The sequence below is a fragment of the Comamonas sp. AG1104 genome (assembly GCF_003350425.1).
Lineage (GTDB): Bacteria > Pseudomonadota > Gammaproteobacteria > Burkholderiales > Burkholderiaceae_C > Comamonas > Comamonas testosteroni.
In genome coordinates, this window is the sequence record NZ_QQAS01000001.1 from 774,252 (window position 1) to 788,026 (window position 13,775).

Below are 13,775 nucleotides of genomic sequence, written 5' to 3' on the forward strand. Positions count from 1 at the left end.
TTTAGGTTCATCGTATTTAGGCCTAGACAGACAAAGGCCATCTCATACCGAAAAACAAGAATCAAGACCCTCGTGTCCTATAGAGGTTAACAATTAACTTGTTTTCGAAGAGAAACGAACTCTCACTCCATGAGGAAATAATATTACGTGAGTCGAGCCAAGTTAAAAAATGGATATTTACGGGAGTATTCTCTAGCCTTGGCCTGTTAAACCCTATTTTTATTTCTGAGAAAGGTTCAGGCAGTGCAGCTAATAACTCACGTACTTCATCGTCACTAAAAACTGAGTGATATCTATTGAAAAGAGATATCTTTGTTTCGTCGGGGTGAGAGTTTATAATAACTGACTTAGCAATATTGGCATCAATCTGTGGTAATTTTTCTTCGATGGAATTAATGATTGGGCCGATAAGCGCAGCTCGTTCAGGCAGGTTAACTATCGCTGTCAAATCCATTAGCAAAACAACTTTTTGCTTATCCGAGGTACTAATATTTGTTCTAAGGAGAGCTTCTCGAAATTCATCATCTAGCGCAAGAGCGTCGGGGTCATCAAAATACATATTGATGTTGCTGGCTACGAACAATACCTGGAGCTCTATAAAATTTGAGAGTGATTGGAGGTTTTTCTTGGTTAGTTCTATTTTCTGTTCACTCACAAGAATTTGAAGTTTAGATAGTTCTGCCTTCTCCGGAAATGTGCCAAGTTTAAACGGTATGACATGCATGTAATCCCGATAGGAGTCATCCGATAAACTGATTGAGCTAATAAGAAACTCTCCAAGTTCCTGCAGTTCTGGCCCGTTCGGTAGTGGGAGCTGCAAGATAGCTGCACGGACATCATCTTGATCTAGGTATCCGATAAGTGCATCCTCCACAAAAGCTTCAGCGTTTATAAAAGCATGGCAATTTCCCCAACTTGCTTCAATTACCTTCGTTCTGAATAGCATCTCATATAAAGTCTCGGGGACTCCTTCAAGGTTCTCTAGTTGATTTCTCTGTCTTTCGAGGAAACTCTGTAGATTTGCTTCAGAATTAATATTTAGGCGGAGGATTTCCAGAATAGCAGAAGCATCCTCTTCAGAGTTGTCATCCAATTTTAAGAGAATATCGTGCAGATAGTGATTGATGTCATTCTCTATCCTTTTTGTGAGCGACTTATTATTTAGAGCACATATGGTAGTGAAATTCTTCTCACGAAGTGAATGAATGTCGCTTTGCCCTAAGATATCCTGGTAAATATATTCAATATTTTCAATTGTGAGTTCATAAAGTCCCTTCTCGAACATCGTGCGTACGATTTCCGAGTGGTCTTTTATCGCACCAAGGTTTTTAATCTTAAAGTTAAGACATTCAAGGCGCTCAGGCGCCATTTGGGGAAAGCCCGCTAGTATTTCTTGAAGGTTTTCGGAAACGAACGTAGATAAGGCTTCATGGCATTTAGCGAGATTTTCTAGAGAGATTACTGGCAGACTTGCGATCAATTGAGTAACGTGGGTGACATTGTTTGGACTGGAAATTGCAGTTGGTAACAGTTCTTTCCAAGAATTTATTAATCTATAAAGCAGTGCTGCAGTTTCCCGCCCACTAGTGTAATATGAATCAAAAAATTCTTCGCATCTCTCAAATTCAGATGAAATAAAATCTATCAAATGACTTGCTTGATTCGAATACGCCTTCTGTTCATTCAGGAGAGTATCTACGATTTTGACATTTAGGACGTAGCTTTGCCGGAAGTCGGCATCTCGCATCGCCGCGATAACTTCTTTAGGATTGTCCAGCGGGAAATTGGGCTCAGGCGTTATGAATGCTCTTATCTGAATCAGAAATTTATTGTCGTTTGGTGACAATCGGCCAGAGTGAAACAGTGAGGTGTATTGATAGTAGGTGTCGTCGAGATGGCCTTCGAGAATAAGAAAGCGGGCAAGCTCACCGTTCTCATCGAATCGCTTAAAAATATCTTCGATGCTTTCAGCGTTTAGACGCAACAACTCATTCAGCTTAGTCATCCTAAGCGTTGCTATTTTTGATCTGAGGTCATATATTTTCTGCAGAATCTTGTTCTTGCTATCAGCGGTCTTGTTCTCGATTTCCTCTTTTCGTTGCAAGTAAGATTTTTTAGGAGCCACGTCGGATTGCCAATTTGACAGATCGATCGTAGTCTGACCCTGATTTTGAATAAGCGCGAATAGACGTGATGCCCCAATGATGATCTCGAAAGAGTCATGATTGGCGAGCTCAGTAATCGGAATCCATGTTCCTCGATCAAAACTAACGTGGTGAGTCGCCCCTGGCATTTTTTCAAGCAGAGTCATGGCGTATATTTTGCGCAATTCTGTCAAATCGACAGGAGTCTGTCGCTCAGCAATTTCTAGCCTACTTTCTAGAATTTCTATCTCAGTCCGATATCTATCTTCTCCTTTTTGTATGAGTTCATCTTGGCGGTTCAGTAGTTCCGCAATATTCCCTGTCCCACGGTGTAATTGCTCAAAATCTCTAGGGTAGACATTCTTATAAATCAGGATTGCGAGAAGTTTGTTGGCGTTAAGCAGGATTTCCCCGTCTGTTTCCAAATTAGCTACGTAGACAGCGTATTCGTTAAATATATTCTGAATCAATCTGAGGTCGTTCAAGTAGCGCGAGACCTCTCTTAGAAATTGTCGATCTAGGCGTTTATCAAGCTCTAGTCTTTTTCCATGAGCCAACACCATATCAATGGAGTTCGATGAATTAATTATTGGTATGACTGGTATAATAAATTCAAAGAACTTAGTTCTGTCAGTACTGATAAACATGTCGTCACGTAAAGCGTATAAAAATCTGATGGTTCGCTTTACACCTGAATTTTCATTTACAAGACTATTAATTTCTCTTAGTGTTACGAAAATATCTGGTTCATTAAATCTATCCAGATCCTCTACGATTACAAGATCATATTTCGTTGACTGGAAGAAATATATTATTTCATCCAAATGCCGATTAAGTATTGACGTCTGATCGTCATATGCCGGCTTTATCTCAACGTCCTTCAATGAGATGCTCTTTAGTGACAGTCCAAAGCTAGCTACGTAAAAATGATGCAACGTTACCCATAGGAAAATTACGGCGAATATGCACGCTGCCAAATCGATCGCGTTGCTTAATACAAGTGGCTTAAAGTAATTCTCAGTAAATATCTTTTCTCGAATGGTGTACGTGTACCAAAGTGAGAGAACTCCCGCTGTTATATACAGAGACTTAAGGAATGACCATATGCTCGGAGACTGAATTCTTTTGAACCGTGAAAGTGGAAGTCTGTTGGCGTCGGCACCATACAGCATCTGCTGCAAAATACTTCTCTCAATCTCTTGTCGACCGATTTTTCCACCTTTTGAGTCCGTTTCGGGAATGAACGCCGCAAGTGAGATGTGAAGAGCTGGCCGCCGATAAGTTTTTAAAAAGGACTGAATGATGCTGCTCTTCCCTGATCCATAAGGACCGGTTAAAGCTATATTGGTAACCTTCTTATTATTCGTGGCAAAATGAATTGCTTCGCAGTATACGCCGGCCTTATCAGCTTGATCAGTTGGGGCGAGATCAATAAATTTGTTCTTGATATCTAAAGATCTATCTTTGCTTTCCATCCAAGATAAAATAGTATTTAGTTGGTTGCTGATCCAGCATGTTATAGCAGTGATATTTTTTATCATTAGATAGTCTTTAGATTTAATATCTCAGAATTAACTTCTATTCAGTATTGTTCATATTAGCATCAGTTCGAGGTGAGTGCTCCAGGTTGGGTCGCTTGGCAGGACTGATTGACTCTGCAGATGCATCGCTTAGTCTGTTAGCTTGTTCCTCCCTTTCCATTTCGGCTGCATCAGGGGCCCCGACCCTGAAGTTGCTGCCCGCTAGCCCATAAAGGCCCTTTCCCTGTACCAGTAAATCCTTTGCGCATGCTCCGAGCTTTGAGGAGCATGCGCGCCCTTTGAGTAGGCCCTGTACCCAGTAAAGCCGTTTTCCCCGTATGCGAGCGGCCCCTGGCGCTCGCTTTCCTTTGGGCCTTATCACCATTTAATTACCTTGTTGTCAAGCGCAAACGCTTCGGAATGAAAGGTATGGTTTCCGCTGGTGATAAAGCTATCGCTCTGAGAACATACAGCTCGGCGACTACTTTCTCGGCAAATATTTGACAAGCATTTATTGTCTTTTGTGTCAAGCGTATACCGTTAGGTATGTAACGTACGGTTTCCGCTGGTGACAAAGCTGCAGCTCTAAGAACATTCGGCCCGGCGACTGACGCATTGCGTCGACACCCCCGGGCCACTGATCTTCTTCGCACACCTCCTCTTGGTTGTGGTCCGGGTTCTTTTTACGGAGTTCCTACGGTCCATGACCCGCACGCCCAGATTCTTTGCCAGCATGGCTTTGCTGGCCATGGCCTCAGCCCAGGCCACCCCTCAGCTTGTTGACGGCAACAAGCGCCTGCAGTTGGGCCGCTACACCACTGCCGAAGCCCTGCCGCAGCCGCATCTGAATGAGCCGCTGGCCCTGGTGGCCCAGCTCACATTCCCGCGCGAACAGGTGACGACCGTTGGCGAAGCCATCGAGTACACGCTGCTTCGTACTGGCTATGCCCTGGTGGATTCCCAATCACTGACTTCCGATGCGCGGCGCTTTCTCGGTCTGCCGCTGCCCGAGGCTCAGCGCACGCTGGGCCCGTTCTCTGTTCAAGACGTTCTGAATGTGCTGGTGGGCACAGCATGGCGCTGGCACACCGACCACATCACTCGCCGCGTTTGGTTCACCCTGGCCAACGCACCCAAGCCCCGCCGCCTGGAGCCTATCGTCAGCCCTAGCACTACGCCTCAGCCGAAGGCGTCCGCCAAGGAGTGAGCATGTCGGAACAAAGCACTGTCGATGCGGACGTACAAGTGACTGAGCCAAGCGTGCCACCGCCGCCGCCTCCCAATGTGGCAGATTTGCCGCCTGCGGTTTCTGTGGCCCCCGAGGTCACTGGTGTCGACGATTCTGCCGTCGACCATTCTTGGTTGAGCGAGCTTGAGACTGCGGCTCCACTCAGTGCTGCCACTGCAACTGCGGCGGCAGCTGCTGCGCCTGTAGAGGCTGAAAAACGCCCAGGATTCCTCGCCCGCGCATTTGGTCGCGCACCAGTTGCAGCAAAGCCACGTAAGGCCGATGTGCCTGTGAGTGTTGAGTCCAGCGAAATCCCATCTCGCCGCAAGGCGACGAACCCATGGGTACTGCGCGCAGTCGGCATTGCGGGTGTCGTGGGGATCTTGGCATTGGGCTACCTTCAATATGGGCAAAAGCGTCTGCCAGCACTGGATCTGCTTGGCTCATCGCTTCCCGAGGCCGGCCTGGTGACGCCGCAGCTTGCTTTCGATGCTTCCGAGTTCGATCCGCGCCTGGCTGACACCTCCCCGCTGCCCCTTGCGCCCTTGGCTGATGCGGCTGCGGCACCTATCGGCGGAGCACCAGCTGGCGATGCGGACCCAATCCCCGTGGGCGTGCAACCAGAATTCGATCCAGAGGCGGTTATGCGGCAGTCTGCAGCTGATGCAGGCGTTGCCAGCCTGGGGGACGCGGGCGCTGTGCCGCAAGCCGTGGCCAACTTGGCCCCCCAACGAAATGAGGCCGCTGCTGCAGCACCGGCTGGTAGTGCCCCTATTACTGCCGCACCCGCGCCGACTATGGCGGTGGCCCCCACGGCAGTGGCGACTGCAGCACCAGTCGGCGTTGATCCCCAGATGCTCGATCGCATGAAGCGCATGGAAGACATGATGTTGCTGATGTCGCAGCAGTTGGCCGCTATGCAGCAGGCCAACGCGATGGCTAGCAAGCCCTCTGCGGCATCGGCTCCCGCTCCTGCGGTAGCGCCTGCAGTGGCTCCGGCAGCCGCACAGGCCGCCCCCGTCGAGCAGCCGTCGCCGCGCCCAGCGCCCAAGCGCGTCATGGTGAAGGCGAAGCCTGCGACTCCACGCCAGGCTGCAAAGGTCGTCGCTGCGAAGCCTGCGGCAGCCCCTACGGGTGCCCAGCTTGTGTCCGTCGATATGTGGAACGGCGAGCCTTCGGTCGTGGTCGCGTCGGGCGTGCCCGGTGATCGCCGAGTGCGTGTCTTGCGCCCAGGTGATGTGGTCAATGGTCTGTCGCTCAAGTCGGCAGATCCTGTGTCTCGCACAGCCACATTCGTGGCTCCAGGCAGCCAAGGCCTGACCCTTTCAGTGAGCAATGGAGGCTGATTCATGAAAAAAACTGCCTTTATTGCCACCGTGGTCGCATTGCAGCTGAGCACGGGCGCCCTTGCGCAGCTGCGCACTGGCCGCACTGCAGAAGCGAGCTCGCTGCCCAGCACGACTCAACAGGGCCGCTCGCAACTGGACGAGACAGCGCGTGCTGTGCAACAGATGTGGGGTCTGACTGCCGATGAGATGCAGCGCGCCAAGGTGCTGTCGCTGGGACCTCGTGCCAATTTCTCAGTCAAGGAGCTCTCGCCCCTTGAGGTCCTGGGCATTCATGCTCGCAACGATGCAGAGCGCCGCCAGTATGCCGAGCGCATGGCGCGGATCTTCCACCAGGATGTGGAGCGAAGCATCTTGTGGGACCGTGAAATGCAGGCGGCTATGGCCCGCCTGTATCCCAACGAGCCGATGGTGAACTATGACGGCCTGCCGCGCGTGCAGTCGTCTGTAGGTGCAGCCGACATGCTGAACGTGCCACGCACGCAGATCATCGAGCGCGCATCGCCAGCTCCCGCCAACCGCGGAAAACGCTGATATGCGCTGCCGCTTCGCCATCCTCGCCCTTGGATTCGCTTGCAGCGCGCCGGCCCTGGCCGGCGTGGAGCTGGAGATGATCCACGACAGCGGCAAGTCGGTGCCGTTGGCGCCCTATGTGGCCCAGATCGTGGGCGGCACAGATGAGGCGAATGTGCTCGACGGGCTGCGTTTCCCATTTCGCAGCCAATTGCGCGGAGGTGTGCTCAAGCAAGACGGCGTGCAGGTCTTCAATGGCCAATGGCTGACTCAGCCCATGTTCGTGATCGGCGCGGACGACGCGTCTTTGCGCTGGGTAGCCTTCAATCACAAGAAGCTAATACAGCTGAATGCTGTCGGCATTGTGGTGCAGGCAGCAACGCCAGCCGCATTCAAGCTGCTGCAGCAAGTGGCCAACCCCTTGCAATTGGCTCCTGATACAGGGGCATTCCTTGCAGAAACATTGATCGCCAAGGGTGCGCCAGTTTTTCCCGTGCTGGTGCACAGCAATGGCCGCGCCTACCAGATCCTGCCTCAGCGCACGTTTGGAGTGGCTCCATGAGCGAACTCGGCCTGGTGCATATCGGATTGGAAGGCGCGATGAAAGCATGTGCCAATGCTCGGCTGTTGCGCTTTAGGCTGGTTCAGCTTGGAACGCCTTTTGCGGCTGCGAAGTCCCAAAATGTTCCAAGCCATCACGGCATGTTCCAGCTGGAGGGCATGCAGTGAGTGACGGGACCATGGAAGGCGTGCTGAGGCCGCCAGTCGAAGCATTGAGCGCAGCCACAGCCTTTGGGATTGCTGGCGTAGCTGCAGCCGCGCCATGGGCGCTGATGATGCCCCACTCGCTGGGCGCCGTCTCGGGCGCAATCGCTGCCGGCTTCGGTTGCGTGCGTGCGCGCCAGGCGTTCCAGGTCTATAGCTATCAACGCGGGCTGAAGTTCACCAAGATGACGCGCTTGGCCCCTCACAAGCTTCCTGTCAATCTCAAGGAGCATCTCTACCTGGGCGAAGGCTTTGAGTGGACGCAGTTGCACACCCAGCGCTTGCTGGACGCGCGTGAGATAGATGTTCAGCGCTTCGTGAAGGCCTCGCCTACCGAGCTCAAGCGCGCAGCGACCGGCGAAAAGATGCGCAAGTGGGCGCAGGCCAAGACCGACAGCCTGCTGGCCAGGGTACTGGAGCGTGCGCTTGATGTCGGCGGTACCGCCAACCCCTTCGCCACGGGCGTGGACCTGGGTGGCAACCCTGTGCTTCATGGCGTGGGAGTGCAGAACGAAAAGCCGGTGGTGTTGCGCCAAGGCTCGCGCTCTGGCCACTTGCTGGTGATGGGCACGACTCGCGTGGGCAAGACGCGCCTCCTGGAGCTTCTGTGCTCTCAAGACATTCATGCCGGCCATGTGGTGATCGTCATCGACCCCAAGGGCGACGCGGAGCTGATGCTTCGCATGCATGCTGAGGCACGACGCGCCGGACGCCTGGATCAGTTCTATATGTTCCATCTGGGCTACCCGGAGATTTCTGCGCGCTACAACGGCATTGGCAATTTCGCGCGTATCACCGAAGTCGCTGGCCGTGCCACGAATGCCCTGCCCTCCTCGGGCAACTCGGCAGCCTTCAAGGAGTTCAGCTGGCGGTTCACCAACATCGTTGCTCAGGCCCAGGTGGCACTCGGCCGCATTCCGACCTACGAGACGCTGCTCAAGGACGTGACTGGCATTGACCCGCTGTTCATGGACTACGCGGGCATGACGTTTCGCAAGCTCGCGATTGACCATCCCCAGCGCTTTGGCAGCTATCAGGACCGCCTGGTGGAGCTGGAGCGCGCCATCGTGGCAAAGAAGGCTCCGGTCCCTCGAAGCCTGCAGGATCGTTCACCCGATCAGGTGGCGATGTATCTGCTCATCAAGGAAGCACGACTGGACGACAAGGTACTGGTCGGCCTGGCGGCAGCATTCAGCTACGAGCGTTCGTTCTACGAAAAGATCATTGCCAGCCTGGGGCCATTCCTCGAAAAGCTCACATCGGGTGCCGTGGGCAAGCTCATCAGCCCCGACTACTTCGACCCGAACGACAAGCGGCCGATCTTCGACTGGATGACGGTGTTCCGCCAGGGCGGCATCGTGTATGCCGGCCTGGATGCCTTGTCTGACTCCGTGGTTTCGTCTGCCGTGGGTAATTCCATGCTGTCCGATCTCGTTTCGACCGGCGGCAAGCTCTACAAGACAGGCCTCGACCCACACGGCGACGGGAAGCTGCAGCTGCCGACTGTGTGTTGCCATTTCGATGAAGTCAATGAGATTGCAGGCCCCGAGTTCGTGCCCATGGTCAATAAGCTGGGCGGCTCTGGCTTTCGCATCACTGCATACACCCAGTCGATGTTTGACATCGAGGCGAAGGTTGGTGACAAGGCCAAGGCTGGCCAGATCCTCGACAACTTCAATCACCTATGCATGCTGCGGGTGCGCAGCAAGGCGACTGCGAGCCTGCTGACGGACCAGGTGCCACAGGTCAATGTGACGGTGCTCACGCCGGTATCGGGCGTGTCGGACACGGCGGCACAGGGAAATGGCGTCGATTTCACCAGCCAGAACAACGACATAGCGAACAAGTCGAAGGCACCGCTGATCGAGCCTTCTGATGTTCTCTCATTGCCACAGGGGCAAGCGTTTGCGCTGCTGGAAGGCAACCGCTGTCACAAGATTCGCATCCCTCTGGCTGATACCAAGGACGACCCGTTCATCCCTGCGTCGCTCAAGGCGGTTGCTGAGGACATGAAGCGCCGTTATCGCACGAGTGAGACATGGGCGGCAGAAACCGACTGGCTCAGTACCCAGCCCTTGGGCGCTGGTGCAGGTGGGCTGATCGACACGGATCTCGCCTCTGCCTTTGATGACGATATGCCTGGCTACGCCATGACAGGCGCCACTTCGTCCGCCGTGGCCGGCAACGTGATGGGACCGCACTCATGACGGCTCCGAACTCGCCCGCCAGAAAGCCAAGCACACACGGCCCTGTGGGGGTGGCCGTGTTGGTTGGCTTTGGACTATTCAGCGTGACAGTGTCCTCGTGGCTCATTGGTCTGGTGATTGAAGTCGGCGGTGGCTATTTCTTCTGGCGTGGCCAGGGCATCCGCCATGCACAGGAGATGGTGCAGCAGGATCTGCGCTATATCGCAGCCGCTCCACGCAGTCTGCTAGTGCCAGACACCGTGGACTTTTCGCTGCGCATCGTGAAGTGGGTACGTATGCCCTACGAGCGCCTTGGCGCGCTGCGCTGGTATCAGCGCAACTTGGCCGCCCAGCAGGCTGGCACAGATGCGGCACTGCCTAGCTTTCTGGGTCAGAGCGTGCAGCCTCAACTCAAAGGGTTGGCCATGGCTGGTGCGTCGTTCATCCACATGCTCAGCGAATGGGTGGTCATCAGCATGTTTGTCCTGCAGGACGTTCTGCTGCGCCTCTGCACTGCAGTTTTCGCACTCCCTGCATTTGCGCTCGCCTGCCTGATGGGGGTGATCGACGGCTTGGTGCGCCGGGACCGCCGCCGTTGGCAAGGTGGCCGCGAATCCTCGTTCGTCTACCACCACGCCAAGCGCTATGTGGGCTGGGCGCTTACGGGTGGCTTTGGTTTGTACCTGTCCTGGCCATTCGGCGGATTCAACCCGGCCTACATGGTGCTGGTGTTCACGGTACTTGTGGCATTCACCCTATCGACAACGGTAGGCGCGTTCAAGAAATACGCATGACATTGATTTTGAAGGAGATATTGATGAAACGCTCACGACATTCGTTCTTTGCCCTCTTGGTGATTGGAGTGCTCTCCACCACTGCGATGGCCTGGGCTGATGTGGCCGACGACGAGCTGGAGCGCGAGCGCCTGGCGCGCATCGCTGGCGAGATCGAGCAGGTGCAACTGATGGTTGCTGATGCGGAAAAAGCCGCGCCGACCGGCCAGCGCGTGAAATTCCGCTACGACTGGCTGCAGCGCGACCTGGAGCTGCTGCGCCTGGGCGTAACGAACCATGTGGATGCGCCTCGCCAGCCTCGCCCCGTCGCCCCATTGCGTGGTGACTATCGGCAATAACCAAAAGAAAAACAAACCATGCGTTCAGAAATGGCGACGGCATTCGTACAAGGCGCCGGCTTCAATCCTCAAAACTTGAAGTACCTGATTTTTGTCTTGGTGTTTGCGATGGTGTTTTCTGTCGGTGCATGGCTCGGGACACTGATATTGAAGGCCTTTGGGGATGGAGAGCTAGATACATCGGAGGCCATGAGGGCATGTATTGGTGTCGCTATTACCGTTTTATTAGTGACCGGAGTGCTTGGATCAATCATCCTATAGAAATCAATTAATCGACTGGAGAAATCATGAAGAAACACTTGAAAAAAATTAACTCTGGCATCGCATCTATCGCATTGGCTCCGGTTGTGCTGCTTGCAACCTGCCCTGCTTTTAGCGCTCTGCCAACAATTCAACCTCCTGCAGGTGGAAGTATCGGCGGCGGCACCACACAAGAAGGCGATATTCTTGGGATCATAGGCGCTTATCTGAAACTCGGATTTACTATCCTGGGGTTGGTCCTTGCGGTTGCCGCATTTTTATATGTGGTAATTGCTTCGCTGCAACGCTATCGCGACTACACCAAAGGCACTATTCAGCTTGGCGATCTAAAAGAGCACGTAATTGTTAGCGTCATTATTCTCAGTCTCGTGGTGTTGATGGTCAATTACGCTACTCAGACCCTGGCCTGACATGACAGCGAAAGACACCCGTCCTCAAGGCATGTCCATTGCTTCGGCTCCGCTGACCGATCGCGTGAACTCTGAGCCACCTATTATCAACGGCATGGCAGCAAGCGAAGCCGGGTACATTGGGGCCGTGTCTTTCGCTGCCAGCCTGTTTGTCGGAGGCGTGGTTGCATATATCTCCGGGCTTTGGATCACTGTTCCAGTTATATGCATTATCGTGCCTTTCACAGTGCTGTGGTATTCATCACTGTACCTGCAAGAAGTAAAGAGAAACCGCCCTGAAGGCTACTACCTTCATTGGATGCATTTTTTTCTCGTGTCACATAACTTGGCCAAACCAAAATTTCTGGTCCATGACGGCCGGATGCAATTGGGTTGCAGCTATCGCTTGAATTCGATCAGGGCTGAAGCCAAATCATCGGAAACCAAATAATGAGCAGTGGTGATTATCTGGACGCACTTGCGTCCGAGCGCAGCCATAGCGCAAAGCTTACCAAAATCATATTTGGCATAGTAGGGCTGGCAGTAGCTGGCATGTGGTTCGCTTCGCGCGTTCCAAAGAATATCGACTTGCACGTCGCGCCAGATATTAAGGCGGGTGACACGATACGGGTTATTGATGGGCAGTCTCCAGTGCCGTCTACAAATGCCTACGGTTTTGCGTACTACATCTGGCAGCAGATTAATCGCTGGCAAAGCGATGGCTCTCAAGACTATGGCAAGCAGATTTATGCGATGCAGTTCTATCTGACGCCTCGTTGCCAGGCGCAACTGCAAACCGATATGCAGCAGCGTCATGCCAAAGGCGAGTTGCGCCGCCGTACTCGCCAGATCAGCGAGATCCCCGGATTCCCGTACAGCGAAAACCGTGTGATCCGTGAAGGCTCGGATGCTTGGACGGTGCTGCTGGACATGCAGGTTCAGGAGACCTTCGCAGGGCAGCCGGTCAAGGACGTATTCATTCGGTACCCGCTGCGCGTGGTGCGCTTCGATGTGGACCGTGAGCGCAACCCTTGGCGTCTGGGCTTGGATTGCTTCGGCAGTAGCCAGCCCGCACGCCTCAATCCTGCGGAGCTCAAGCCTGGCGCGCCGGTTCAAGCGGACCTGAAAGCACCGCGTCTGCCCGGAACTATTGCCCCTTCGAGCCTGCCTCGTGACACCTCTGTCGATTGATCCACATGATCCAACGTCGTTCTCTTTCGATCTGCCTCCTGGTCGCCCTGCAGCTTCTGCATGGCAGCGTCGCTGCTCAGCAGGTCGAATCGCTGGCGGGCAGTACCGAGACGCCCGAGTTCAATGAGCCTATTGACCTGGGCCAAACGGGTGCAGCAGCTGCAACACCAGCTGCAGGAGCCAATGCAGGACGCGCCCCAGCTGGCGGGCGCATGGTGGCAGGCGTTAGCGTGCCCGCACCGCTGGCGAATACAGCCGTAGGTTCCGCCAGGCGCGCAGCTGCCGAAGCGTCTCTTCGCCGCGTTGGCCCGGCTCCTTTGACTTCTGGCCCCGCCGAGCGTGCTGTGTTTGCGCGTGAGCCAGTCCGGGTGAATCTGACGGTCGGCCAGGAGCGCCTTGTGACCCTGCCAGCCGATGCGTTGCTGCGCATGCCCAGTGACATGGATAGCGTGGCGCGTATCGAGACGATCGCCGGCACGATCTATGTGACTGCGCTTGTGCCATTCACGGCGATCCGAATCATTGCCGAGCTTGTTGATAGCGGCCAGCAGATTCCGATGGATCTGATTGCGGTAGCCGCTCCAGACGCCAAAGACTCCAAGGGCAAGGTCGTGTCCACGCAGTCCGCTAAAGGCGAGCTGCAGGTTTCTGTGATCGAGCCCGCGACCGTGCCGAACCCCATTGGTGGAGCTGCATTGTCTGGTGGCCAGTCTCAACAGCAAGAGAGCGTTGCTGCGGACATGGTGCAGCTCACTCGACATGCTGCCCGCCAGCTCTACGCACCTCGACGCTTGGCTGGTGGCACGCCAGGTGTGAGCCAGGTTGGCGTAGGAACCGAGCCCGTGCCGACACTGTTCCGTGGCGCTGCCGTGGACGCTGCGCCCGTAGGCCAGTGGAAGTCGGGAAACCTGTATGTGACTGCGGTGCGCGTCACCAACCGCTCGCGCTTTGCCCTGGAGCTGCCCTTGGAGAGCTTGCGCGGGCGCTGGCTCTCGGCCACTGCCCAGCATGGCCGGATCGGTGCTGCTGGTACAGACACCGACACCACGGCGGTGTACCTGGTGTGCGATCGCACTTTCGAGTCTTGTCTGTGAGGCACC

The 13,775-nt window shown here is 54.4% G+C and carries 14 protein-coding genes; 13 read left to right on the forward strand and 1 reads right to left on the reverse strand.

Features of this window, described 5'->3' with window-relative positions; all coding sequences use genetic code 11:
• Positions 1-61: 61 nt before the first annotated feature.
• Entirely contained in the window at positions 62-3,685 is a 3,624-nt protein-coding gene (locus DFO48_RS03360; protein ID WP_114862529.1) for an ATP-binding protein, read from the reverse strand.
• A 682-nt stretch (positions 3,686-4,367) separates the two neighbouring features.
• Between DFO48_RS03360 and DFO48_RS03365 the strand changes: the two genes are divergently transcribed.
• The 13 genes from DFO48_RS03365 to DFO48_RS03420 all read left to right on the forward strand — a co-directional run bounded on the left by DFO48_RS03365 (position 4,368) and on the right by DFO48_RS03420 (position 13,769).
• A complete protein-coding gene (locus DFO48_RS03365) occupies positions 4,368-4,871 on the forward strand; it encodes a hypothetical protein (RefSeq protein ID WP_114862530.1) in 504 nt (167 codons plus the stop codon).
• A 311-nt stretch (positions 4,872-5,182) separates the two neighbouring features.
• Positions 5,183-6,238, forward strand: coding sequence for a hypothetical protein (locus DFO48_RS03370; RefSeq protein WP_233506294.1), 1,056 nt, complete (start codon positions 5,183-5,185; stop codon positions 6,236-6,238).
• 3 nt (positions 6,239-6,241) lie between these two features.
• Positions 6,242-6,772: a hypothetical protein gene (locus DFO48_RS03375; protein ID WP_019042358.1), complete on the forward strand. Its 531-nt coding sequence runs from the start codon at positions 6,242-6,244 to the stop codon at positions 6,770-6,772.
• 1 nt (position 6,773) lies between these two features.
• Complete coding sequence (locus tag DFO48_RS03380) at positions 6,774-7,313, forward strand: PFL_4695 family integrating conjugative element protein (protein ID WP_099736900.1); 540 nt, start codon at positions 6,774-6,776, stop codon at positions 7,311-7,313.
• Positions 7,310-7,480: a hypothetical protein gene (locus tag DFO48_RS25380; RefSeq protein WP_199406942.1), complete on the forward strand. Its 171-nt coding sequence runs from the start codon at positions 7,310-7,312 to the stop codon at positions 7,478-7,480. The genes DFO48_RS03380 and DFO48_RS25380 overlap by 4 nt, the downstream gene beginning before the upstream one ends.
• Positions 7,481-7,491: 11 nt before the next feature.
• Complete coding sequence (gene traD / locus DFO48_RS03385) at positions 7,492-9,723, forward strand: type IV conjugative transfer system coupling protein TraD (protein ID WP_114862531.1); 2,232 nt, start codon at positions 7,492-7,494, stop codon at positions 9,721-9,723.
• On the forward strand, positions 9,720-10,496 hold the full coding sequence (locus DFO48_RS03390) for a TIGR03747 family integrating conjugative element membrane protein (RefSeq protein WP_199406943.1): 777 nt from the start codon (positions 9,720-9,722) through the stop codon (positions 10,494-10,496). The genes traD and DFO48_RS03390 overlap by 4 nt, the downstream gene beginning before the upstream one ends.
• Before the next feature lie 23 nt (positions 10,497-10,519).
• On the forward strand, positions 10,520-10,834 hold the full coding sequence (locus DFO48_RS03395; RefSeq protein WP_019042353.1) for an RAQPRD family integrative conjugative element protein: 315 nt from the start codon (positions 10,520-10,522) through the stop codon (positions 10,832-10,834).
• An 18-nt stretch (positions 10,835-10,852) separates the two neighbouring features.
• Complete coding sequence (locus DFO48_RS03400) at positions 10,853-11,095, forward strand: DUF3262 family protein (protein ID WP_059441475.1); 243 nt, start codon at positions 10,853-10,855, stop codon at positions 11,093-11,095.
• Positions 11,096-11,121: 26 nt separating this feature from the next.
• Positions 11,122-11,505 carry a DUF2976 domain-containing protein gene (locus tag DFO48_RS03405; protein ID WP_003055198.1) on the forward strand — a complete coding sequence of 128 codons (384 nt, stop codon included), beginning with the start codon at positions 11,122-11,124 and terminating at the stop codon, positions 11,503-11,505.
• A 1-nt stretch (position 11,506) separates the two neighbouring features.
• Entirely contained in the window at positions 11,507-11,935 is a 429-nt protein-coding gene (locus tag DFO48_RS03410) for a TIGR03750 family conjugal transfer protein (RefSeq protein ID WP_003055197.1), read from the forward strand.
• Positions 11,935-12,675 (forward strand): PFL_4703 family integrating conjugative element protein, encoded by a 741-nt coding sequence (locus tag DFO48_RS03415; RefSeq protein ID WP_003055196.1) that lies wholly within the window; start codon positions 11,935-11,937, stop codon positions 12,673-12,675. The genes DFO48_RS03410 and DFO48_RS03415 overlap by 1 nt, the downstream gene beginning before the upstream one ends.
• Positions 12,676-12,680: 5 nt before the next feature.
• The gene (locus tag DFO48_RS03420; RefSeq protein WP_059441474.1) at positions 12,681-13,769 is read left to right on the forward strand and encodes a TIGR03749 family integrating conjugative element protein; all 1,089 of its coding nucleotides are present in this window, start codon (positions 12,681-12,683) and stop codon (positions 13,767-13,769) included.
• Positions 13,770-13,775 lie beyond the last annotated feature (6 nt).